Origin of the sequence: Robiginitalea marina, from assembly GCF_024006985.1 — a bacterium.
In the GTDB taxonomy this organism is placed as follows: Bacteria; Bacteroidota; Bacteroidia; order Flavobacteriales; family Flavobacteriaceae; genus Robiginitalea; species Robiginitalea marina.
Genome location: NZ_JAMXIB010000001.1, coordinates 209,373 through 232,939 on the forward strand (window position 1 = coordinate 209,373; position 23,567 = coordinate 232,939).

Annotated in this window: 19 protein-coding genes and 2 tRNA genes; 13 read left to right on the forward strand and 8 right to left on the reverse strand. The window is 50.8% G+C overall.

All coding sequences use genetic code 11. The features are described 5' to 3' along the window. Window positions 1-60: 60 nt before the first annotated feature. Window positions 61-1,239, forward strand: a complete 1,179-nt coding sequence (locus NG653_RS00885) for a trans-sulfuration enzyme family protein (protein ID WP_252739768.1) — start codon at window positions 61-63, stop codon at window positions 1,237-1,239. 14 nt (window positions 1,240-1,253) lie between these two features. Beyond that, window positions 1,254-1,976, forward strand: coding sequence for a bacillithiol biosynthesis deacetylase BshB1 (gene bshB1, locus NG653_RS00890; protein ID WP_252739769.1), 723 nt, complete (start codon window positions 1,254-1,256; stop codon window positions 1,974-1,976). Here the strand turns inward: bshB1 and NG653_RS00895 are convergent. Beyond that, a complete protein-coding gene (locus NG653_RS00895) occupies window positions 1,973-4,069 on the reverse strand; it encodes a tetratricopeptide repeat-containing sensor histidine kinase (protein WP_252739770.1) in 2,097 nt (698 codons plus the stop codon). The genes bshB1 and NG653_RS00895 overlap by 4 nt on opposite strands. 293 nt (window positions 4,070-4,362) lie before the next feature. Between NG653_RS00895 and NG653_RS00900 the strand changes: the two genes are divergently transcribed. Beyond that, window positions 4,363-4,438: transfer RNA gene (locus NG653_RS00900), tRNA-His, on the forward strand. Window positions 4,439-4,656: 218 nt separating this feature from the next. Here the strand turns inward: NG653_RS00900 and NG653_RS00905 are convergent. Next, window positions 4,657-6,219 carry a M28 family peptidase gene (locus NG653_RS00905; RefSeq protein ID WP_252739771.1) on the reverse strand — a complete coding sequence of 521 codons (1,563 nt, stop codon included), beginning with the start codon at window positions 6,217-6,219 and terminating at the stop codon, window positions 4,657-4,659. A gap of 109 nt (window positions 6,220-6,328) precedes the next feature. Beyond that, the gene (locus tag NG653_RS00910; protein ID WP_252739772.1) at window positions 6,329-7,312 is read right to left on the reverse strand and encodes a carbohydrate kinase family protein; all 984 of its coding nucleotides are present in this window, start codon (window positions 7,310-7,312) and stop codon (window positions 6,329-6,331) included. A gap of 204 nt (window positions 7,313-7,516) precedes the next feature. Between NG653_RS00910 and NG653_RS00915 the strand changes: the two genes are divergently transcribed. Continuing rightward, window positions 7,517-7,601, forward strand: a tRNA-Ser gene (locus tag NG653_RS00915). An 849-nt stretch (window positions 7,602-8,450) separates the two neighbouring features. Here NG653_RS00915 and NG653_RS00920 read toward each other — a convergent pair. Continuing rightward, complete coding sequence (locus NG653_RS00920; RefSeq protein ID WP_252739773.1) at window positions 8,451-10,202, reverse strand: hypothetical protein; 1,752 nt, start codon at window positions 10,200-10,202, stop codon at window positions 8,451-8,453. Between the two features lie 433 nt (window positions 10,203-10,635). On the opposite strand from NG653_RS00920, the gene NG653_RS00925 reads away from it, so the two are divergent. The 6 genes from NG653_RS00925 to NG653_RS00950 all read left to right on the forward strand — a co-directional run bounded on the left by NG653_RS00925 (window position 10,636) and on the right by NG653_RS00950 (window position 14,543). Continuing rightward, window positions 10,636-10,884: a hypothetical protein gene (locus NG653_RS00925; RefSeq protein WP_252739774.1), complete on the forward strand. Its 249-nt coding sequence runs from the start codon at window positions 10,636-10,638 to the stop codon at window positions 10,882-10,884. A gap of 155 nt (window positions 10,885-11,039) precedes the next feature. Continuing rightward, window positions 11,040-11,585 (forward strand): DinB family protein, encoded by a 546-nt coding sequence (locus tag NG653_RS00930; RefSeq protein ID WP_252739775.1) that lies wholly within the window; start codon window positions 11,040-11,042, stop codon window positions 11,583-11,585. Window positions 11,586-11,639: 54 nt separating this feature from the next. Further along, window positions 11,640-12,269, forward strand: a complete 630-nt coding sequence (locus NG653_RS00935) for a hypothetical protein (protein WP_252739776.1) — start codon at window positions 11,640-11,642, stop codon at window positions 12,267-12,269. A gap of 197 nt (window positions 12,270-12,466) precedes the next feature. Then, window positions 12,467-12,835 (forward strand): hypothetical protein, encoded by a 369-nt coding sequence (locus NG653_RS00940; protein WP_252739777.1) that lies wholly within the window; start codon window positions 12,467-12,469, stop codon window positions 12,833-12,835. Window positions 12,836-13,042: 207 nt separating this feature from the next. Further along, window positions 13,043-13,795, forward strand: a complete 753-nt coding sequence (locus NG653_RS00945; RefSeq protein ID WP_252739778.1) for a DUF6090 family protein — start codon at window positions 13,043-13,045, stop codon at window positions 13,793-13,795. A 136-nt stretch (window positions 13,796-13,931) separates the two neighbouring features. Beyond that, the gene (locus tag NG653_RS00950) at window positions 13,932-14,543 is read left to right on the forward strand and encodes a DUF4386 domain-containing protein (protein WP_252739779.1); all 612 of its coding nucleotides are present in this window, start codon (window positions 13,932-13,934) and stop codon (window positions 14,541-14,543) included. A gap of 47 nt (window positions 14,544-14,590) precedes the next feature. Here the strand turns inward: NG653_RS00950 and NG653_RS00955 are convergent, their stop codons facing one another. From NG653_RS00955 to NG653_RS00965, 3 genes are all read right to left on the reverse strand, one after another. After that, complete coding sequence (locus NG653_RS00955; protein WP_252739780.1) at window positions 14,591-15,508, reverse strand: L,D-transpeptidase; 918 nt, start codon at window positions 15,506-15,508, stop codon at window positions 14,591-14,593. Between the two features lie 62 nt (window positions 15,509-15,570). Further along, entirely contained in the window at window positions 15,571-16,266 is a 696-nt protein-coding gene (locus NG653_RS00960) for a sll1863 family stress response protein (RefSeq protein ID WP_252739781.1), read from the reverse strand. A 117-nt stretch (window positions 16,267-16,383) separates the two neighbouring features. Continuing rightward, window positions 16,384-16,785 (reverse strand): hypothetical protein, encoded by a 402-nt coding sequence (locus NG653_RS00965; RefSeq protein WP_252739782.1) that lies wholly within the window; start codon window positions 16,783-16,785, stop codon window positions 16,384-16,386. A gap of 329 nt (window positions 16,786-17,114) precedes the next feature. Here NG653_RS00965 and NG653_RS00970 point away from each other — a divergent pair, with 329 nt between their 5' ends. From NG653_RS00970 to NG653_RS00980, 3 genes are all read left to right on the forward strand, one after another. Continuing rightward, window positions 17,115-18,386: a cell envelope biogenesis protein OmpA gene (locus NG653_RS00970; RefSeq protein WP_252739783.1), complete on the forward strand. Its 1,272-nt coding sequence runs from the start codon at window positions 17,115-17,117 to the stop codon at window positions 18,384-18,386. A 122-nt stretch (window positions 18,387-18,508) separates the two neighbouring features. Further along, window positions 18,509-20,155 carry a PorP/SprF family type IX secretion system membrane protein gene (locus NG653_RS00975; RefSeq protein WP_252739784.1) on the forward strand — a complete coding sequence of 549 codons (1,647 nt, stop codon included), beginning with the start codon at window positions 18,509-18,511 and terminating at the stop codon, window positions 20,153-20,155. Window positions 20,156-20,640: 485 nt separating this feature from the next. Beyond that, window positions 20,641-21,279, forward strand: coding sequence for a response regulator transcription factor (locus NG653_RS00980; RefSeq protein ID WP_252739785.1), 639 nt, complete (start codon window positions 20,641-20,643; stop codon window positions 21,277-21,279). A gap of 210 nt (window positions 21,280-21,489) precedes the next feature. Here the strand turns inward: NG653_RS00980 and NG653_RS00985 are convergent, their stop codons facing one another. After that, the gene (locus NG653_RS00985; RefSeq protein WP_252739786.1) at window positions 21,490-23,526 is read right to left on the reverse strand and encodes a S9 family peptidase; all 2,037 of its coding nucleotides are present in this window, start codon (window positions 23,524-23,526) and stop codon (window positions 21,490-21,492) included. Window positions 23,527-23,567 lie beyond the last annotated feature (41 nt).

Consider the following 23,567-nt stretch of genomic DNA (forward strand, 5'->3'; position numbering starts at 1 on the left):
CCCATTGGGGTCCGTGACCGTCGCGGAAATCAGTACCTTTAAACCTTAGGCTTGTTTCTTATGGAAAAAACGAAAGGCATCAATACCATTTGCACCCATATTGGGGAGTTGGAAGACCTGCAATTCAAAGGGGCCGTTTCCCCCCTGTATATGAGCACTTCCTACGCCTATGAAGGGGTGGATGTAAAGCGCTACCCCAGGTACTTCAACACCCCCAACCAGGAGGCCCTCTGCCGCAAGATCGCAGCCCTGGAGCATTGCGAGGCGGCCCTGATCTTTGGCAGCGGCATGGCGGCTGTGAGCACTTCCCTGCTGGCCTTCCTGCAAAAGGGGGACCATGTGGTGCTCCCGCAGCAGATCTACGGGGGGACCTATAATTTTGTGGTGGAGGAGTTCCACAAATACGGCATCGAATATACCTTCATAACAGATACCCGGGCGGGATCCTTTGAGGAGGCCATCCGACCCAATACGCGGGTGATGTACCTGGAGACCCCTTCCAACCCCCTGCTTACCCTGACTGACCTGGAAGCGGTGGGCCGGTTGGCGCACTCCCGGGGGATTACCACCATGATCGACAATACCTTTGCGAGCCCGGTGAACCAGAACCCTGCCGATTTCGGGATAGACATCATCATCCATAGTGCCACTAAATACATGGGGGGGCACTCCGATATTTGCGCCGGGGCCGTGGCGGCGTCCCGCGAACACATCGACCGGATTTTCCACCTGGCCAAGAACCTTGGGGGGAGCCTGAGCGATTTTACCGTTTGGCTGTTGGAGCGCAGCCTGAAGACCATGGGGTTGCGCGTAATGGCGCAGAATGCCAATGCCCAGGAACTCGCGCGGTTTTTAAGGAGCCACCCCGACATCCACCAGGTTTATTATCCCGGTTTGGAAGACCACCCTGGCCATGACCTGGCCAGTCGCCAGATGCGCGGCTTTGGGGGAATGCTCTCTTTTGAGCTGGCCCCGGAACTGGATCTGGGTCGGTTTATGGAATCCCTGCGCTGGATCAAGGCCTCGATGAGCCTGGCCGGGGTGGAAAGCACTTTACTGGCTCCCGCTCAGACCTCCCATGCCTTGTTGACGCCCCTCCAAAGGGAACAGGCGGGAATCAGGGATGGCCTGATACGCTTTTCTGTCGGCATTGAAGACCTGGAAGACCTCCGGGCCGACCTGAACCAGGCGCTCCGTCAGGCAAAGTCCGGGGTAGCCCCGACCCCCCAACAAGTTTGAAAAATCTTTTTTGAATGAAATTAGACATTCTTGTATTTGGCGCACACCCTGACGACGCCGAACTTGGCGCAGGGGCCACTATAGCCAAAGAAATCGCCCTGGGAAAACGGGTCGGCGTCATTGACCTGACCCGGGGCGAACTGGGAACCCGGGGAACTGCTGAGATCCGCGACCGGGAAGCCCGGAAAGCCGCGACAATCCTCGGCCTGGCAGTACGCGAGAATATGGAATTCCAGGATGGGTTTTTTCGCAATGACACCGAACACCAACTGGCCCTCATCCGCCAAATCCGGCGGTTCCGGCCCGAGGTGGTGCTTTGCAATGCCGTGGAAGACCGGCACATCGACCATGCCAGGGGCAGTTCCCTGGTCAGTGATTCCTGTTTCCTTTCGGGCCTGGTAAAGATCGATACCTGCCTGGATGGGGATGACCAGTGGCAGGAGCCCTGGAGGCCAAAACAGGTCTACCACTATATACAGTGGAAAAACCTGGTCCCCGACTTTGCCATCGATGTCAGTGGGTATATGGAAAAGAAACTGGAAGCCATCCGCGCCTACGATTCGCAGTTTTACGACCCCGGGAGCAAGGAGCCTGAGACGCCGATCAGCAGCCGGAATTTCCTCGACAGCGTTACCTATCGGGCGAGGGACCTGGGAAGGCTCATCGGGGTAGCGTATGCAGAAGGCTTTACGGTGGAAAGGACCGTGGCGGTGCGCTCACTGGACGCCCTGATTTAAACGGCCTGGCTGTATTTCTTTTTGGCCTTGGGCAGGGTGAAAAAGAAGGTGCTTCCTTTTCTCAGCATGCTGTCTACCCATATTTTACCGTTATTCTTCTCAATCATTTCTTTACATAAAGAAAGTCCGAGGCCCGTCCCTTTTTCGTTGGCGGTACCATAGGTTGTATGGTTGGTGTGGTCCCCGAACAACTTTTGCAGGGTAACCCGGTCCATGCCCACCCCTGTGTCGCGGATGGAAATGAGCCAGTGGTCCTTTTCCTCCTCTGCTTCCAGGGTGACCATGCCGTTTTCGGGGGTAAACTTCAAAGCATTGCTGATCAGGTTTCTCACCACGATATCCACCTGATTGGGGTCGGACCAAACCAGGGTATTGGACGGAACTTTGCTCACCACCCTGATGGATTTGTTGTCGGCGATTTCCGAAAGCAGGTTGATGTTTTCTGCAATGATATGTTCCAGGGGTACTGCCGCAGGTTTGGTTACCGAGCCGTTCATTTGGGTTTGGCCCCAGGAAAGCAGGTTGTTCAGCGTAAAATAAATATGGTCCACATCGGAGCGCAATTTGGGTAGGAAGCCCTGGAATTCTTCACTGGAAACCTCCCCGTTCTTGAGCATAAGCAGCAAATCCTTCAGGGCCCCGATGGGACCGCGCAAGTCATGGCCAATGATGGAAAATAATTTGGTTTTGGTTTCATTATTCGCCTGCAGTTCAGCCCTGCGTTTTTCCAGGATTTCCTGTTTGGCCCGTAGTTCTTCAGTGAGGCGGTGTTGTAGTTTTTTACCCCGGGCCACCAGGTAGATAATCAACAGGGCGATTAGCAAGAGCACTGCGCCGGCTTTGATATATCGATTTTGCTGGGCCAGAGCCTTTTCGTTATCCCTGATGAGGGCTTCTTTTTGTTTTTCGTATTCGGTTTTGGTCTTCAGCAGGCTAAGGCTCTGTTTGTTTTCATTGCGGCTCAGGGAATCTGAGAGTTCCTGGTAAAGCTCATGGTAGGCCAGGGCAGTGGCATAATCCTGCTTTTTGCGGAATATCCGGTAGAGGGTCCGGGCGCATTTTTGGCGCCCCTCCACAAAATTAATGTCCTGGCTGATCCGGAACGCCTCTGTGGCGTAGCGGGTAGCCAGGGTATCGTTTTCCTGGCCAAAATAGGCTTCTGCCATGCCGTTGTACAGGTCTATCCGGGCCCGGTCATCGTCTAGCTCTTTATGGAGCAATTCGCTCTGGTGGTACCAGTACAGCGCCCAGTTGTGGTCGAATTTTTTCAGATATACCTTCCCTTTGGTTTCGTAGGCAAAAGCGAGCCAGTCGAGGATCCGGTGCTTTTCGAAGATATCGATGCTCCGGTTGATATTGAACATGGCGTATTCCAGTTCTTCCATATCGGCATATACCGAAGCCAGGTTGCTCATGGTTTCCGCCTGCGCGATCTCGTTGCCCAGGGAATCATTCAGCAGCTTCACCTTTTTATAGTATTCCAGGGATTCCCCGAAGTACTTCTGGGAGGCATACAGGTTGGCAATATTCTCATTGACGATAGACTGCATCAGCAGGTCCTTTTGCCTGTCGGCCAGTTCAAGCGAGGTGAGGTATCCGTTGAGGGCCCTGGAATAATCGCCCTGGTAGGCATATTCCCCGGAGAGGCTGTTATACAGGATCAGGCGGAGCTTCTGATCGCCAAGTTCATCAGCCAGCCGGAGCCCCTTGATATAGTATTCAACAGCCTTGTCCGAAGCCCCCCGGTCGGAATGGTAGTCGGCAAGCCGCATGTAGGAAATGCTTTCCCCCCGGGTATACCCGGTTTTCCTGCTGTGCTCCAGGGCCATACGGGCGAGGAGCTGGAGGCTGTCGGCCTGGAAGTACCGCATTTCTGCGGCCAGGCGGTTGAGCAGATCCACGTAGGTAGTGTCTTTCTCAGAGAACCCGGCGGATCGCTCCAAAAGCTGCAATTCCAGCTGTAATTCCTTCCTTTTGTCACCCTGCGCTACCGCCGGGGCCAGGACCCCCAGTAAGAGGCATAGGATCAGCCCCCGGTAAAAAACGGTCCGGGCTGCACCTGGGCAGGGGAAGGCGGGGTTTATAAACCTCATAGGTTGGGTCAGTATTCCCCATAAAACTATTTCTGATGCCCGACGGGGCCTAAAGAATGTTGTGAAACCGCAAATTTTGTGTGTTTTGTCGTGCGTTATGTGCCGTTCGTCGATGAAATCAAGGGTTTTGCTCCCCGGCCTGCACGCAGAAGAAGCCTGGTGGCTTCTTCTTTTTGGGCCCAAAATTGAGCTTAAATTATTTTGATCCATTTCACAAAAAAAGTACCTTTGCAACCGCCTGAAAGTAGAGGTTACCGGTGCCCTTGGCACTGGAGGACCCCTCAAAAGGAAATGGTGGTTGTAGCTCAGTTGGTTAGAGCGCTGGATTGTGGTTCCAGAGGTCGCCGGTTCGAGCCCGGTCTTCCACCCATGTAAACCTCCGGGACGATCCCGGAGGTTTTTTTATGGAAAGGCATTCCAGGCAACTTGCAGGCTCCAGTTGGGGAGGGTAGGCGCAGAGGAAATTCTGCCAGGGGTGTCAATCCCGGTCGGGTCCCGGGGCCGGTTACACCAGGTACCTCGTGAAAAATAAAAATCCCGATTCTGTGCAGAATCGGGATTTCCTGTTTTGCATACGGGCTATCCGCCTAACGAGCTACCTGGTCGACCACGAGCCGCCCATCGCGGTTTGCGATTTCCCAGGCTGTATGAAAGACCAGTTGGGTCCTGTTTTTCAACAGGTCATAATTGATCTTGTCGGGCGTGTCTCCCGGCCGGTGATAGTCGGCATGGGTCCCATTGAAATAGAAGATAATCGGGATGTTGTTCTTGGCGAAATTGTAGTGGTCGCTCCGGTAATAGAACCGGTTGGGGTCGTTCTCATCGTTGTAGGTATAGTCCAGTTCAATACCGGTATACCGGGCATTCACGGTTTCAGACAATTCGTGGAGCTCTGAACTCAGTTTATCGGAACCGATAAGGTATACATAGTTCCGGTTCCCTTCCCGCTTCGGGTCAATTCGCCCGATCATATCGATATTCAGGTTAGCCACCGTGTTTTCAAGGGGAAAAACCGGTTCCACATCCGTGTAGTACCTGGAGCCGAGCAATCCTTTTTCCTCCCCGGTAACGTGCAGGAATACCACGGACCTCCGGGGACCCATCCCCGCATCGGCAGCCTGTTTGAAGGCCTCTGCGATCTCCAGCAGGGCCACGGTACCCGACCCGTCATCATCGGCCCCGTTGTTGATTTCCCCATTGGCATTTACCCCAATATGGTCGAGGTGCGAGGAGATCACCACGTATTCCCCGGGCCATTCCGACCCACGGATAAAGGCGACCACGTTCTCCGATGCCACGTCCTCGTTCCGGCTTTCCACCTCCATGCGAACGGGGAGCGAAATGGTGGCGGGTTTTTCAGAGCTCCCATACCCGTCATAAATTTTCCCGGCCAGTTCCTCGGAAACGAGCAGCATGTCGGGGGTTTCCTCATCCCCGTCTTTCAGGCTCATCTGGCCGCTATCGTTCGTTTTCATATAATCGAAATACCGCATATAGCGCGAAAAATTATCCGGGTCCACAAACAGGATACCCCCAGCGCCTTTTTCCAGGGCTACTTCCATCCTTTTTTCAATCGCCTCGGATATATTGCTCCATTTAGAGGGCTCCTGTGTGCCGGTAAGCAGGAAGGTGCCATCACCGTTGCGAGGTTCCCCTGCTTTCATCATCAGCAACTTGCCTTTTACGTCCAGGCCCTGATAATCGGAATACTCCTCCGTTTCAATACCATACCCCACGTAAACGATCTCGTCATAGCTCCGGCTCGAACCGCCAAAGGTCAGGAACCCTTCCCCGTTGGCGTGGGATTGTCCGTCTACAAACAGGTTTCCGGTGGGAAGTTTGGTCAACTCAAGCGGGACGTCCTGGAAATAATCACCCCCCTGGAGCCCGCCGGGGATTTCCATGGATTCATAGGCCGCCTTCAGGTAGGCGACTGCCTTTTTCTGGCCTTCTTTGCCCGTTTCCCGGCCTTCAAACTCATCGGACGCATAGGTGTACAGGTGTTCTTTAAGTTCTTCCTCCGTTATGGAGGCTGCAAAGGCGACGGGGTCCGGCTTTTTGGGAGCCCCGGCACTATTTTCGTTAACGGCCTTTTGGGAGCCGTTACAGGCCATGAGCAGGCCTGCAAAAAGAAACAAGAGGTTCTTCATCACAGCGATTTTAATTAAGGTTTCCAAAAATAGTCAAAAGCAGGAGATAGGGGGCTTTCGGAAAAAGAAAACCACCGGATATCCGGTAAAACGGATACGACCAGGGACACTAAAGGGAGCCATAGGTTGCCATGATGATCGCATTGGTCTCTTCCACCGATTTGAATACATCGAAGGTACGCCCCTGCGTCCGCTGGGCCCCGAGGGCATTGGCATATTTAGCCGCCCGGATGTAGTTAAATGGATCCTCGAGCAAGCCAAAGCCCAGGCCGCCGGCAAAGGAATCGCCACAGCCGGTGGTGTCCACGACTTCCGCAACCGGAATGGACGGGACGATTTCCTTCCGGAGGTGCCCGTCTTCCAGGAAGAAAACGGCGCTGCCCCCCGCATCGAGGGTTACAATAAGTGCCTTTACCCCATGCTGCAGCACATGGGTGGCAAGGTCATCGAGATGGGCTGTGTCCACTTCATGCAGGGGCTGCAATTCCGGCAGGGTATATTCCTTTTTAAACCAGGAGCACCTGGACTCTTCCAGGTTCATTTTGAGCACATCGATGTAGGGCAACCAAAGGTCACGGTCGATCCAGAAGCGGATGTGGCGCTCCCCCAAAACACTTACGGTGTTGGTGGGCCCGTGGGCATCGAAGATCACCTGGGCGCGGCTGTGCTTCTTGATGTACTTCAGGGTTTCGAGGGGAACCTCGTAATCCGTGATAGGGACACAAACAAAGACATCGGCGTGCAGCAGGTCGGCCACGTCGTCGGGGGTAATGGGGTTCATAAAGCCCGTTTGTTTTTCCAGGCGGTTGTTCTGGTCCACGAACTTCAGCTGGATGACATCGCCCTGGTCGGCTTTGTCGGAAATATGGCTGGTGTCGATGTTGGGGTAGGGGGCAAAGACGGCTTCCACTTCGGCCCGGTCCTGTTTGCGTACATGGGAAACCGGGTATACGGTGCCCCGGTCGCCCATCAGGCGGGCCAGCCCGATCGCCGTATGGGTGGCGCAGCCGTATTTTTCGATAACTTCCCCTTTATGGGTGGTGATGTGGTCCCTGGGGATGGGCCCCAGGACTGCGACATGGAAATGTTTCATGAGTATTGCGTTATCCCGTGGGAAGATATAAAAATTGGAACAATTCCCGCAGCCCTCCCTTCTCTTTGGCGGGGCGGGCCGCAGCCGAAGAAGGCCCCCCAAAAACTTGACGGATCGGCGCCGACTTTAGCAAAAGCTTTACTATATTTGCCCCGCCTGACGAAGAACCCGGTGCCCATGCGGCAACACATTTTCAAAAGGCCTGGAGGAATGGCAGAGTGGTCGATTGCGGCAGTCTTGAAAACTGTTGAGGGTAACACCTCCGGGGGTTCGAATCCCTCTTCCTCCGCAACCCAAAAACCCTGACAGCAATGTCAGGGTTTTTTATTCCCACGAAGAAGCGAAATTTATTTCAGCTTCGCAGTGGGGATAAAAAAAAGCGAACACGCGTCAGCGTGTTTGGGGTTTTTGGGTTGCAGGATCCCTCCCCTGGGATCACGCCCCGAAGCAGAGCGAAGCACGCTTCGGGGCGTAATCCCTAGTCTTCAGCGATGAAAATGAAGTGAAATTCTGTATCGCAGTGGGGATAAAGAAAAGCGAACACGCGTCAGCGTGTTTGGGGTTTTTGGGTTGTAGGATCCCTCCCTGGGATCACGCCCTGAAGCAGAGCGAAGCACACTTCGGGGCGTAATCCCAAATCTGTAGTTGACCGTACCAATTCACCTGGGAAATGAGGACATTTTTAAGCATAGTTTCCAACGCTTGTAGAAAATAAATTGACCTTTTGCGTGAACAAAAGGCGTTTCCCTTGCAGGGTCCCTGATGGGCAGTTTGCAGTTGCAGTCGGTAGAAGTGACTATGAATCCGTGGTAATCATGGTATAAGTCTTACCTAACTAAATTGAATTAGCCCTAAAGTAATTGTGAATTAGGGATTGCATATATTCCACCTGATTTTATACTTCATTTAAACTAAATTACAATGAGGGCATGCCAAAGGAAATTGAAGCCGCTACAGAAGTAATGGATTGAATGGTTAACCGATTCAATAGGGCTTTTCGCTAAAGGGAACCAAAGATTTTAAACAACAATCCCTCTGGGATGGGTACCAGAGGGATTAAAGGTCAGAAGGAGTTTACTTTACAAGCCCTGCACGGGTGTCTTAAATTATAAAATCCATTTTAAAATCGAAACACATACTAGTCTTTGGTGATTCGGTATATAATATTATTTCCCTGGCCAGAAACATATATATCGCCAGATGGAGCAACGGTAACTCCTTCAAATCCCCATGTGGGAGGAGCCCCCTCTACACCGGGCCTGCCAAAAAATTCAAGACCTCCTGCGATCTCCGTAACTTCTCCGGTGGCAATGTCAATCCTGGAAAGCCGGGCTGCCCCGGTTTCCACTACCAATAGCCCGCCTTCATTGTCATAGGCCAGACCTTCAGGGAATAACAAATCCTGGGCAATAGGTGCCGGTGTTGTCGGGGTGTTGCCATCAAAACCTATTTGCCAGACGATTCCCGTACCCCAATCGGCTACCCAAAGGGTTTCCCCATCAGTGGCCAAACCGCTGGGGGCAAAAACAGTGGCATTATCTATCGGAAGTATGACCGATTTATCACTTGCCCTCACCACACCACCAACACCAACGTCAGAAACAATAATTTCCCCATTCAACCGAAGCGCATCGATAGGAGCACCCTGGGCCTCTGCGGTAGACATATTGTAACTCTCTGTAACCCCGTCCTGAGGGTTCCATACCTGAACCGTACCGGCGAACCAGGAAGCACTAATCAGGTTTTCACCATCTGCAGAGAGGCTCATCACAGTATTTAAGGTTGCCACACCTACATCAGGTACTCCGGGTAAAATCAATGCCCTGTAACTATTTTCCACCTCCCCGGAGTTTCGGTTGAGCTGTCGCATTTCGTATTGGTCGGCCACAAACAATTTATCTTCGTTACCTGCACCTTCCAGAAAAGCGATACCCTGTGGCCCAATCATGCCGCCAGGACTTATGATACGGAGTGCTCCGGTAGGAAGCAATTCGCCGACCCATCCTTGATCATTACTGGTCATGAACAATCTTCCATCATCGTCAAAAACCATATTGTCCAATCCCGTATCCAGGGTAGTGAATAAAGTTGAGGCTCCGGTCATTACATCTATTTTAAAAACCTCGCCCGTTTGATCGATTACGGTAAGCATTCCCTCAGGATCAAATTTTGCCGAAGCGGGATTCACATATCCACCGGATACGACTTGTGCCGACCCATCCGCAAAAGGATCTGAGGCCGGATCACCCATTCTATCCACATCGACACTAATCACAAGACCGGCGGCAAATAGTGGTCCGTATAGGCGGCCATTGGCGTCAAAGTCAAATGCGTTTAAAAAACCCAGAGGAAAAGGATTTGCTTCGGTGGCAACGATAATGGGTCGTGGGGGTTCCACAAGATTGGGATCCAGTTCGTACAGGCCGTCACCCAAAAAGCAAAGAGCTACAAAGAGTCGTCCATCATCAGTGAACCCGATTGGATTTACCCCGGGCGCAACAAATTGTTTGGTAATGGTTCCGTCAGGGGCCATACGCCCCACTTCACCGACCAAAATATCTGTCCAGTAAAGCGAGCCATCCGGACCGAAGACTAAATCATCAGGGCCCTTTACTTGCTTTTCCTGTCCCAATCGGTCAGAGATAGTACCGTTTTCCTTATCCATGACGGTTATGTTAACACCAATAACACTTCCAATGTATAAGTTACCGTCAGGGCCAATATCCAAACCATTGGCGCCATTTAAGGCAGCCCCTGTGCCAATTTCAGTTACCGTATAGGTATCCGGGTCAGGTTGTGGGTCGGGTTCGGTGTCATCCGAGTTATCACAGGCCAGGAAAAAAACAGGAATAGTAAGGATTGCTAAAATCCATAGGTTTTTAAGCTTCATAAGAGGTTGGTTAAGGGTTAGAAATGATAACAGATTTTGGAATAGCGTTGCCGAAACGATTCGGGGGGAATGGCGAAGGGGATGGTTTGGCTAAACACTTAGAAAGGTAGGCAAAATAATTGATAATCAATATTATAAAGTGATTTAATTCATCGCTTGCTGAAAATTATTGAAGTGATGGGAAGCACAGGGTTCAAGTTGGAAATGGCAGTCAGCAGTGGTGCCTGGAAGTTTCTTACGGTTTTTTGGTTGGTTTCCCTCTCCAGGGATCACGCAGTGCCCGGCTATCGGGGCCAGGCGATTTTTAATTTTGGCGTACTTTCAAACTTTAGTGCTAAACCTCACAAATACGGTTGTTTGAGACCGTAAGCTGCTATTTAAAAAGACATTTTGCGTAAATTGACAAAGGCATAACAAAGACTATCCAGACCACATGAACCAAAAAGAACTATCTCAATTGACCGACAAAGAACTTCTGGAGGTTGCGAAAAACAACAAACCATCGCCCGTTACAGATGCTTTTTTAATTGGTTTTCTAATTGGAATTCTCATATATGGTGCTGCGGCAAACGCCTGGGGCTTTATGTTCCTAATTCCTTTGTTTCTGATTTATATCTTACTGAAAAAACCAAAGCAATATGCAGCACTGAAGAAGGAATTGGAAAAACGAAACATACAATAAACCCATGACGGAGACCTTTAATCAATAAAATGCCAGCAGCGCCTACATCTTTTATGGAGCTTTAGGGGCATTAGCCCTAAATACAACGGTAGTACCTTTCATTCATTGGCGCGAAACGCATTCACCTATGGCAAAAGGCTTCCAGGAATAGTAAAATGGACAAAAAAATAAAGGACGTATTGTGGAACCAGTTCGGGGCTGGAATTGATATGCTTATCAATGTAATCTCAAATTGCCCTGAAAACTACCTTTCAACAAACAGACGGTTTTACTACATCGCCTTCCACAGCACAATTTTTCTGGACTACTATTTAACAATTCCCCCGGGGGATTTTTCACCACTACTCTCCTTTACCCAAAAAGGGCCGGATGACCGGCCCCTGGAAGCCATTGACGATATAATCCCGGACAAAATCTACAGCAAAGAGGAAATAGTTGACTATCTCAAACAAAGCCGGGAAAAATGCAGGCAGGTGGTGTATGCGCTTACGGAAGAAAGCTTAAACGAAAGGTTTAAGGAAGGCAATGACCCCAATGATATGGATTACCCGGTATTGGAGATCCTCCTTTATAACCTGAGGCACACCCAGCATCACACCGCCCAATTGAACATGATGATAAGACAGGACTTTAATGAACATGTGCCGTGGTCCTTTCGGGCAGGCGACCTCAAGGGAATAAATGAAAATCAAACCCGTTAGCGGATATGATCTAAAGTTGCCTAAACGGTCTCAATGCGATAAATACAAACTGTAATGAAGAAATTAACAGTCATGGTTTGGGTGTTCATGACCAGCACGCTCAAAGCGGATTATACACCGCCTTCGCTGCCCGAACTAGTTCTTTTCGCAGATAAAATCCTTTACGGTGAAATTCATTGTGTAGATGACGCTGTAATCGAAGTGAATGTGCATGACAGTGTCCATCACGATTCAAAATCAATTACAATTGATAAATTCATGGAATGGGATTGCGGCAGGCGGTGGAAGGAGTACGAGGTAGGGGACAGGTCACTTTTTTTTCTCGGGCTCAGTAATGGCCGATACCGGGTTTTGGGTGGTGGCAACGAAGGGGAACTTCCCATCCACGGCAAGAAAATATATGTCCATGCCAGTACCCTTTCCAAAGCGGGGTTTTCAGGTCAATTCGAGCGATCAGGGCTTCAAAGGGAATATCATGGATACAACGATCCGTACAATGGCTATGCTATGGACCTGAACGATTTCTGGCAGGCCACGGTGTTATTTAAAAAATGTTTCAAATCCGACTTTGATGAAACGGGAAACCTAATCCATGTACAACAGGTATGTGCTGACAAGGACTATGCAGCCACCCTGAAACAGAATAGAATCTTTGCCTGGTCGATAACAGAACTAAAGAACTAATCGGTGAGAACTTTACCAATGGCCGCTGGGGCATCACCTGTCCGAAAAAAGAAATCTCTATATTTATTTTGAGTCCTGGCTCCCATCAGTGAAGGTCTCCTATATCAGTGTAAATCGATACCCGGGTAAAACCATAGCCCGTACGATGCAAGCCATTTGAAAGCCGGTTGCGAGCTATTGATTAAACCTTAATACGGATGAAAAAAATCATATATCTTTTGTTGTGCAGCCTACTGCTCACGGGATGTTTCAAAGAAACGCAAACCCGGTTTTCCATAGACGAAAACAAGGTGGTTCTCGTGATTACCCAAAATACCACCGAAGCGGAAATGGCACGAATCGCTTCCGAATTAAAGACGAAAAAAAATATTGACTTGGATTACTCAAATTCCAAATTCCAGGCAAATGGTAAGATTTCGAATGTAAGGTTAGAAGTAGATTGCAATGATGGATTCAAAGGTTCTACACAATGTAGTGCCAGTGCCCTAAAAGGTGCAAATATTGGCTTTATAAGGGATTACCAGACCGGGAGTGACGTGGTATTCCACATTGGGTTTATGAAATGAATCCCTGATTACAAATGCTATGGCGTGTACTGGCTAAGCTCTGAAAGGAGTATTTCCTTAAATTTATTATGACTCAATCTCTAGGGCGATTGAAAAACCCGCCAACCTGTTTCGCTTTTAAATCGTGTCTTCACGAAAAATTGGCCTGGCCGGTTCAATGCCATACTGCGGGCAGCCACCAGGCCGTAATAAAATCAACCTGCAACCATGATAAAATTCCTTCGAAAAATCAGGCAAAGTTTGCTCGCTGAAAATCGGTTCGCGAAATATTTACTCTATGCATTCGGGGAAATTGTTCTCGTGGTAATTGGAATATTGATTGCGCTTTCGATCAATAATTGGAATGAGGACCTTAAAAATGAAGAAAAGGAACTGAAATATTTATCCAATCTAAACTTAGAAATAATCAGTGATTCCCTTTCCCTTGAAAGGAGCTGGTTCCGGAACAGGCAGAGGAAAATTGAATGCCTGGAGATGGCAAAAAACTATGTAATGGGAAATTATTTTCTGAAGGACACCGTCCTTTTTATCAATAATGTCGGCTTTGGTGGGGTGAATAGCAGGGCTTCCTTTACAGGGTCTTCAAGAACCTACAATGAACTGGTAAGCACTGGAAATTTAAGTTTAATCTCCAATGACGCCCTTCGTGATTTAATAGTTGCCTATTACAGGAATAAAGATTTTGTGGAGGAATATTCGAGGAACATAAGAAGTGAATATGCGACCTATGTAAATTCTGTTAGAGTTTACAATTCTCAATATCCCGATAGCATTAATACGGTTGAAATCCCAAGGATCCTGAAAAAACTAAAAACAGATGAATTCCACAGTTTAATAAACCAGGAATTGACGTATGCGTATTCCATTGAAAGGGTATTAATGCGAACTAAACAAGGTGCAACATCCCTTCATAAAGAAATAGCCCAATACTTGGAAAATAAATTGGGTAAACCCCATTGAGCATTGAGATAACACTTAGACAGACCCATTCTAATTTGATGAACCAGGGGTTTTCCTTTCCTATTCAAAAAAGAAGGGTAAAAATATTAACCTCCGCAGAAGGTTTCCGGGCCCGACCTGAAAAATAAATAACCAAATGAATCCAAGACATCTCTCCAGGATTGCAGGAATTAGTTACGTGATAATTTTTTTTGCTGCGATTTTCGCCAACTTCTTTGTCCTTGAAAAACTCCTGGAAACCCCTGTTGAAACCGTACGGCAAGATCAGGTAATGGTCAGGCTGGGGATCCTTGCCTTTTTGCTAACGGTTGTATTTGATGTGATTGTGGCCTGGGCACTTTATGAGCTCTATAAAAAACATCCCTTATCAGGTTTAAGCACCTCTTTCAGGATGATGCATGCCGCAATTATGGGGGTTGCCATTTTTGCGCTTCCCATGGCATTGACCTCGACTACGGAATCAGAAATCCTTGCCATAGCAGACACTTTCAATATCATTTGGCTGATCGGCCTCTTCTTTTTTGGGATACACCTGATCCTTTTGGGAAGGATCGTAAAAACACCCCGTATTATTGCGTTTTTCCTCATGGTTGCCGGAGTTATGTACATGATGGATACCACGGCACATTTCTTGCTGGCCGATTACAACTCCTACAAAACATTGTTTTTAGCACTTGTTGCCATTCCCAGTATTGTGGGTGAAATGTCATTCGCGGTTTGGCTGCTGCTTAAGGGAGGCAGGAATTGACGCCTGTAACCCCGGAATCCTTCAAAATCCCAACCCCATTATCCGGACTATTCCTGTCTGCCCCACCCGTAAATGTCGCGGAACCGGCCCGGGCCGTTTTCAGGATTTGGGTTCACAAGGTCGTACCGGATGCGCACAGGGGTCCCCAGGGGGGCATGGTAATAAATGACCCAGGCCGCGGCTTCTGAAGTCCCGATACAGCCATTGGAAGAAGCTTTGCCCAGGGTCACCGGGTTGGTGGTGGGATGGATCATTTGTCCGTTCCTGCGCCCGTTGATTTCCGTTTCGATCCAGGGGATCAGTGGCATGAGGGTACGCTTGCCATCATCGCGCAGGGTAGAATAGAAGCGTTTCCCATCGACGGGGTTATAAAAGGCAGGGTTGCGTTCGTGCCTGATGATACGCCCCGACCCCGGACGGGTGCGCAAATCCGTTTCCCGCCCGCTTTGGGCCAGGAAGCGCGTCCGGTTCTGGCCTACCCGCACGGGAAAAGCGAATAGCTCCAGGGAATCTTCAAAAACCCTCAGGCGAAACTCCGGGATGTTCACGTCAACGCCAAAGGCTTTCATTCGCTTATGCAGTCGTTCCCCGGCACTGCTGTCTGGCAATAGGAGTTGTTTGCCCCCGGGCAACACTACCAGCTCCTTTTGATCGTACACAAAGTTGCCCCGGGCAACCCTCTGGTAATAATCCGTTGCAACGAGGGTATCGATGATCCATGGGTTCGCATGGACGATCAGGTGTTCGGTGAGCGGGTAGGGCACGGCCAGGCGATAGCGGGCCACCACCGAGTCCATGAACCGGAAGTAGGCCCCAATGGGAACGGGCTTCGAAATTTCAATGGCGATCGGAGCCTTTTGCATGCCATCGTTCACATCCGGGACCTGCGCACAGGCCTGGGAATACCCTGGTCCTGTCAGGGTTCCAAGAACTCCAAAAAGCAGCGTTTTAATTGACAGGCCCATACACAACTTCCTAAATAAGGTAAGGGATTTCGGTCTTCGGACCAGACTGACTGAAAACGCAATTATTTTTCCTCTATCTCTCTTTCAAAAGCAGCAATACTGGAATCCAGGGCACGTTTTAGCTGGTCAATTTCGGATTTTAACTCCTCTTTTTCCTCATTGGCAGCCGCCTTGAATTCGCTGATTTTCTCGTTCAGCTTGGCCTTTTGCGCATCCAGATTTTGTTTTTGATCCTTCAATTCCATTTGAAGCTCATCGCTAAGGTTGTTATATTTTTCCTCTGCTTCCCTGGTTTCCGATTCAAAATCTGCCTTTAGGTCTTCGAATTCCCTGTTCAGATCATCCCATTTATCAGCAACCACTTCTTTTGAGGCGTCTACGACGTCATTCATTTCTTCTTTAACGTCACCCATGGTAGCATCTTTTTTCTTGTCAGGCGATCCGCATGAGGCCACAATCAAAGCCAGGACAACAACTGCTATCAGGGATTTTATTTTATCGAAGCCTTCTTTGAAAGAATCAGCCGCTGACGAAAACGCATCTGAAACGTTTTCCCATTGCTCCCCGGTGGCTTCTTCCAAATCGGCGTATTTCATTTCCACTTCGGATTTTTTTTCCTTTAAATCGTCAAGGGCTTCCCTGTACTGCGATTTCACTTCGTCTTTTACCGACTCTTTTTTTGCTTTTAATTCATTGATTTTTGCAGAAACCTCATCAATGGTTTGATTTGCTTTTGCTTTGAATTCTTCCTTGTTCATCATTTTCACGTTTTAATTAATCTTCATTTCTATTCTTGGACGGATTCAGTCCGCCCGGTTCGGGCTTTTGGGGTCCACGGGGGTTTTTGGACGAAACCCTCAAAAAAATGCAGGCTCCTAAGGGAGGTACTCCCGGTTGCTGCGTCCGCTGTTGCGACGCTGATCGCGGTCATAGGGGGCGATATCCTCGCTCCGGTAGCCCGGGATGGTGCGGTAGCGATACCGTTGCAGATTATAGTTACGGTAACGGGGCGGCAATTCGTTGCGACGCACCCAGGTTCCCCCGTCCAGGTACAGGTAATTCCTGGAATACAGGTCAAAGTAAATCCTCAATTCCGGGAAATACACATACCGGACTACTTCAACCCGGTTGGGGTAAAACCAGGGGGGCGGGGGAGGGCCGGGCTGGTTGGTGGTATACACCACCGGCCCACAGCTGGCCAGAAGAGATAACAGAACCAGCAGCAACAACAAAAATAACATCCGCATAAGCCGCCTGAATTCCATTTTAAGTTCCATGACTCCCGATTTGCCACAAAGGTATTTGTTCCCATTCGGGTGTGAAATGACCTGAATCAGGCCTGACCCCTCCATCGGCAACCGGTATAAGATCATCGATAAACTCTCAAGGGGGAAAGGGCCTGTTTAAGGCGAACTACCAAAACCCGGCCACTGATCTAAAAAAGCCTGTGGCTGGCCGAAACTGTTAAAAATACATAGGGCCCTGCCTGAATTTTAACAAAAATGTCGGCTTCCTGGTCAAAAACCTGTGAAAAATTGATAACGATTACTTCACTTCCCTTAAGACATTTGGAGGAGTAAACCCCAAATCTTGTGTTATGAATGCTATGAAACTTATTAAACTGACCCTTGTTCTGGGGACCCTGTTGATCAGCTTTAGTGTACGGGCCCAGCAAGACAAGAACATCGCTTCCTATGACGCCCTGCGAGAGGAAGCCGACCGGCAGATCAGCGATTACCTCAAACTCGTAAAGATGGGCTACTCAGAGCAGGAGATCTTTGAAGACCTTGGGAATGTCAATTTCCTTACGGGGAATTTCAGGACAGCCTCTTTCTGGTATCAGAAGCTAATGGACCTTATCGGCGAAGATGCCGTATCCCTCAGTTATCAGGAACGCTATAAGGTAGCCCTGCACAAGGCGGGAATCAGGCAGTTTCCCGAACTGGAACAGGATAAGGACTGGTTTACCAGGGTCAGGGAAGACTACCAAATTGACCGGGGGCCTACCGGGGACCAACTGACCCAGTCCCTTGCAGAAAACTACCACCGACCCGATTTCGGGTCCGACCCGGATACCCCGAGCCGGGAGGCCCTTGAGCGCCTCCAGCGCTATGCCTCCCCTGAAATCAGTGCTGAAGAGGGCTTCCAGCCAGGCCTTGAACACGCCTATACCCCTCCGGTTGCCCTGGCAGCCAACGGCCGTACCGCCTTTTTTAGCAAGGCGGAATGGGTAAGGCCGGTAACCGGCTTATTCTCCCGCAAACAGCTAATCCATAGGTTGTATCGCGCCGATTATGTTGAAGGGCAGTGGAAAAACATTCAGGAGGTTCCCGTGGCGCCGAAATATGCCTCGGCCATGCACCCTGCCATTTCAAAGGATGGCCGCAGGCTGTTTTTCGCTTCGGACATGCCCGGATCCTTTGGGGAGTACGATATTTATGTGGCCGAGCTCAACTGGGATGGCAGCATTGGGGTGGCAAAGAACCTTGGTGAAAAAGTGAATACCCGCAAGAATGACCTTTATCCCCAGGTGCTCGGGGACGACCTTCTCTTCTTTGCTTCGGAAGGGCATGAAGGGTTTGGCGGCCTCGACGTCTTTGCCGCCCAGGTAGGAACCAAACGGGTGGGCCTTGCCGTGAACGTGGGAAGCCCCTTTAACAGTCGAAAAGACGATTTTGCACTCCACCTGATGAAAGATAAGGGCCGGGCCTATGTAATGTCGAACCGGGCAACCACCAGGGACATGGTACAGCAACTCGTCTTTGCGTACCAAACCCCTGAAAGCAGCCGATTGGCAGACGCTGGTAACTACCGGTTCCTGGAACTCCGTCCCCTGGAGGCCAATGCCGGGTTTACCCACACCGTTTTTGAAGAATAGAGCACTCCCCTCAATGAGGCAGTACCCGTGAATTTTCACAGGGAGGATAACCCAAGAGAATAACCCCAGTCGATGCAGGGCCGGCCATGCCGGTCCCCGCCTCGATGAAAAAGAGCAACCCGATGAACTACTTTAGGCAAACCGTTATGACCCTGGGAGGCGTGCTCGGCCTGAGCGCGATCTTCGGCGTGCAGCAGGCGAGGGGACAGGAAGCCCAGCCCGATTTCGGCATCAAGAGCCCATTTCACAACCAGCTCTTCTTTAACAGGTTCCTGATCAACCCCACCTTTTCCCTGGTCAGGGAGAACAAATCGTACCTGAACATCCTCCACAGGAACCAGTATGCTTCTTTTGAAGACAACATCCAGAATTACTACCTCGGTTTTTCCAACAAGCTCAATGAACGGACGGCCCTTGGCATTGGGATTTACGGACAGTGGGAAGGGGTGATGCAGGAATTTGGCTTTAATGCCAACTACGCCACCTCCGTCAGGCTTGGGGAAAAAACCCGCCTGGCATTCGGTACCAACGTCACCTACATCAGCCATGGCCTGGACCGCAACCGGGTAGTCGCCCCTGAGGCAGACCCGACCCTGCTGGAGGCCGGAAAACAATCCCGGATCGCGATCCAGCCCGGGGTAGCCCTTTCCGTCGGGCGGTTCGACGTGGGGCTGTACGCCACCGATTTCATCCAGTATAACCAAACCTCCAATAGCCTGCTCACCGGCTTCAGCACCGACAAACTGAGGGCTTCGCTGCAGTACACGCATTACCTGCAGGCGCGCTCCGGCCTCTTTGAGGGAGGGCGGCTAATGCCCCTGCTTCAGGCCGGCAGGAATGAACAGGACCGCATAAGCTATATCGGCTCCCTGTTGCTTGACCTGCCTTCCTACGGATGGTTCCAGACGACCTATGACGACACCTATGGCATGTCGATGGGAATCGGGTTCAACCTGAACCAAAGGCTCTCCATCGGATACCTTATGGAAAAGGACCTCTCGGAAGCCGGGGCCAACCTGGGGTGGAACCACGAACTTTCCCTGGCATATACCTTTAAGGAAGAAAATGGGGCCGAAGACCAGTTCGCAGCGACCAGTACCGATGGCAAAATCGCATCCATCGTGCGCAACTACGAGGAACAGATCCTGCAACTGAAACAGGAATTGACCTCCGGAAATACGGATGCCGGCGCAGCCATGGCCTACGAAAACCGGCTGATCCTTGATGAGCTGCTGTGGCGGCAGGATTCTATCGAAAAGGCCCGGAACGAGATTTTCGAGCGCAAGTTCGAAACCCTGGTCCGGATGATCCGAAGCGAAATCCGCCAACAGGATGATCCTGCGGATCCCGTAACCCGCCCCCGGATCAACAACAGCAGGGTAGAGACCGCTGTGGCCGCTGCGGCCCCGGCCCTCCCGAAGGAGACACGGCCGGTTTCCAGGGAAGATTTCAATGATTTGCCCATCAGGGCCAAAAACCGGTCGGATGTGGTCGGGGTTTCCTCCGGATACTATGTTATTGCCAATGTTTACAAGAACAAAAAGTATTTGAATGCCTTTTTGAAATCCCTTGAGGAGAAAGGCCTCAATGCAAAGCAATTCTATAATTCGGAGAACGGGTTGTACTACGTATATCTGGCCGGTTTTGATAACAAGGCAGCAGCAAAGAGTGCCTTTGCCACTGACCTGCACGGGAAGTACGGGGACGAAAAATGGATCATGGAGGTATATAATCCTGTAGCCACTGCAGAAGTGACCTATCAGGAATAACGCTCCGGAAGTCCGGTCTCCCGCCCCGAAAGAGCCATTGGTCCTGCCCTAACCGATGGCTCTTTCATTTTTATCAAGTATCAGGAATACAAGATGTTGTAAGGCCGGGGATCGCCTTCAACAGGGTGGGAAAGGCCTTGCATTTGATCGAAAAATCGGACAATTCTTAGGTGAGGTAGGGTGAATTCGCTAATTTCATTTTCAGAAACCTACAACCCAAATCGAACCCTATGAAAACGAAGCCTAACCCAAAAGAGCGGAAAAGGGAACGGAGTTCCTGCCCTCCTGACGAAAACCCGGTTTACGAACCAAACAGGTAACCCGAAACGGTTCCGCAGGCCTGCCGGTTTGCGGGCATGACCACCCCAGGCATTACGAAATACTTCGGATTCCCACGGCCCTGAGCCGTGTGGGGCCAGGGGACCTCATGTCGGAAATACCCTTAGGAACGGGGGTAAACCTCCCTGGTAACAACCCAAACTTCCATGACTATGCAAAACACTATTACTCTGAATACCATTATTATAGATCCTGATGCAAGGCTACATGAGGCCTATGCCTACTACTTCAGTACCTACCCGGAATATACCCTGAAAGGGATCTACCGGTCGGTGGAGGAAGCCTTGTCGGATTATGCCGCGGTGCGGCCGGAAATCATACTCTGTGAAGCCCGGTTCCCAAAGACCCCGGGCCTGGAGCAAATCGGGGAATTCCGCAAGCAGAACCCCGAGGTGAAAATTATTATGGTCAGCGGGGAAAATGATTTCGAGGTAATCAAGAAAGCGTTTAAAAACGGAGCCTCAGGGTACCTCACCAAACCGATCACAAAGAAACGCCTCAAAGATGCCCTGAATTCCATTCGCTATGAAGGAGCGGCCCTCAGCAATGATATTGCCAGGAAAATCATCCAGGCCTTCCGCCGCAAATCATACGATTGCTTTTCCGATCGCGAAAACGAGATTATCGAATGCCTGAGCCAGGGCGACACCTATAAAACGATTGCGGAGAAATTATATGTCTCCCCAAGTACGATCAATTTTCATATTCAGAACATTTACCTGAAGCTGGATGTGAATTCCAAATCCGAAGCGCTGCAAAAGCTGCGTACCCTGGATTATGCGTAAGGAATGGGAAGGGGAGACCCTTCCCATGGCCACCCGCCTTGCGGGGGGTCATTAATAGTTGCTTTGTGGGAATTGCTGCTATGGACACCGGATGGCAGGCGAGGGGGTTGAGGCCCGAGCTTGCCGCCGGTGTTTTTTTTTACTCCTTCGCGTATAAATCCTATTACATTCTTTTCTAACCTCACAATACCGCCGAAGCAAGGCGGTAGCCTACTTCCGGTATTTGTCAAACCACATCAGTACGCTGGCTACTTTAGCGACCAGGTTGCTCGGCTTGTCGGCAATGCCGTGGGAAGCCCCCGGGATGCGGACCAGGGCCGATTCCATCTTCTGTATTTTAAGCGCTGCATAGAACTGCTCCGATTCTGCGATGGGTGTCCGGTAATCTTCCTCCCCGGTCAGGAGCATGGTAGGGGTGGTTATATTGCCCACGTAGCTTAGGGGAGACCGGCGTAGGTAATTTTCCGGATCCTCCCAGGGCTTTGCCGGGAACCAGTACCGATAGAAAAAGGCGGGGTTATCGGCATACAGGACAAAACTGTACCAGTTGATGACGGGTTTTGCCACCACGGCAGCCCTGAACCGGTCTGTTTTGCCTACGATCCAGGCCGTGAGGACGCCGCCTCCGCTACCCCCGGTTACAAATAAGTTATTGGAATCTACATAGCCTTTGGCCAAAAGGGCGTCGACCCCTGACATCAGGTCCTCATAGTCGTGGTTGGGATAATCATGGTGGATCAAATTCCCGAAATCCTCCCCATAGCCGCTGCTCCCGCGGGGATTGGTGTAGAGGACCACATAGCCGGCAGCAGCATACAATTGTATTTCAGCAGAAAAGACGGCGCCATAACTGGCAAAGGGCCCCCCGTGGATCTCAAGGATCATGGGGTATTTTTTATCCGGGTCAAAGTTCGGGGGTTTCACGATCCAACCCTGTATTTCCCGCTGGTCGTAGGAAGACGGCCACCGGATCTCTTCCACCTGGCCCAGGGCCCGGAAGGAAAAGAGGTCTTCGTTTACCCGGGTAATCCGGCTGAGCTTCCCGCGATTTAAAACCCCCAGGTCGGCCGGGTGTTCCGGGGTTCCCAGGGTACAGGCCAGAACCCCATCCCCACTCACCGAAAAATCCGCGGCATTGTAGGGCCTGCCCAGGGAAAGCCCACCAAGGCCCTCGGCCACGGGGCTCAGTTTTCCCGAGCCGATATCGAGCCTGCTGATTTTCGTGGCCCCGTGGTCGTCGTACTGCAGGTAAAGGGACTTGCTGTCGCCGGACCATTGTATGCTTTGCACGGAACGGTCGAAATCCCCGGATACCAGTTTTACATTCCTGCCGTCCGGGTCCATGATATAGACACGGTCAATCTGGTATCCCAGATAGCGTTCATCGGATCCGAAGTAGGCTACCAGTTTTCCATTGGGCGATATCGTTGGCTGGTTGTCAGGGCCAAGCCGGTCTGTCAGGGGTACCGGCTCCCCCCCGTTGAGGTCTACCCGGTATACCTCGGTATTCCTGGGGTGGTACTCGGAATCTTCCCGTAAGTTTGCACTGAAATAAAGGGTCCTGCCATCCTTTCCCCAGTCCGGGGATCCATGGTCGTGGGGGGAGGAGGTCACCTGCCTGGGGGTCCCCCCATCGGTTGAAAGCACAAAAAGCTGCCGGTACCCGGCTTTTAAATATCCCCTCCCGTCCCTGCGGTAGTTCATCTGGTCTATGTAGGTGGGAGGGTCGTTCCATTTTGCCCCCTCGGGCTTTTTTGGCAATGGGATGGGGGAAGCAGCGCTCTCAGGCACAAACATCGAAAAGGCCAGGTGCCTGTCATCCGGGGACCAGACTGGCGTTCCCGGGCTCTGAGGGGTGTTGGTCAGGGCGGCCAGCTGCCCTGTATCGGGCCACATCAGGTACAATATCATGGTGTTGTCGCCCTGGTTCGACAGGAAGGCGACCTTGCTGCCATCGTGCGACCATCTCGGGCTTGCCACGTTGTGGTTCCCCGTGGTAAGGGGCCTGTTGTTGCTGCCGTCGGAATTGACGATCCAGAGGTTGGAAAGGTTGCGGTCGGTCATGATGTCCTTGAAGTTGCGGACATACAGCACCCGGGTCCCATCCGGGGAGACCCGGGGCTCAGAGACGAATTCCAGGTTAAAGATGTCGCTTAGCTCCAGGGGTGATTTCTGCTGTGCGGCAAGGGAAAGGGCTGCCATCAACAGGATGGAAAGCAGCATGCGGGATACAGGTCGGTGTTTCATCGGAAAGCATTACGGTTTTTCTAAAGATATGAAATAAGCCT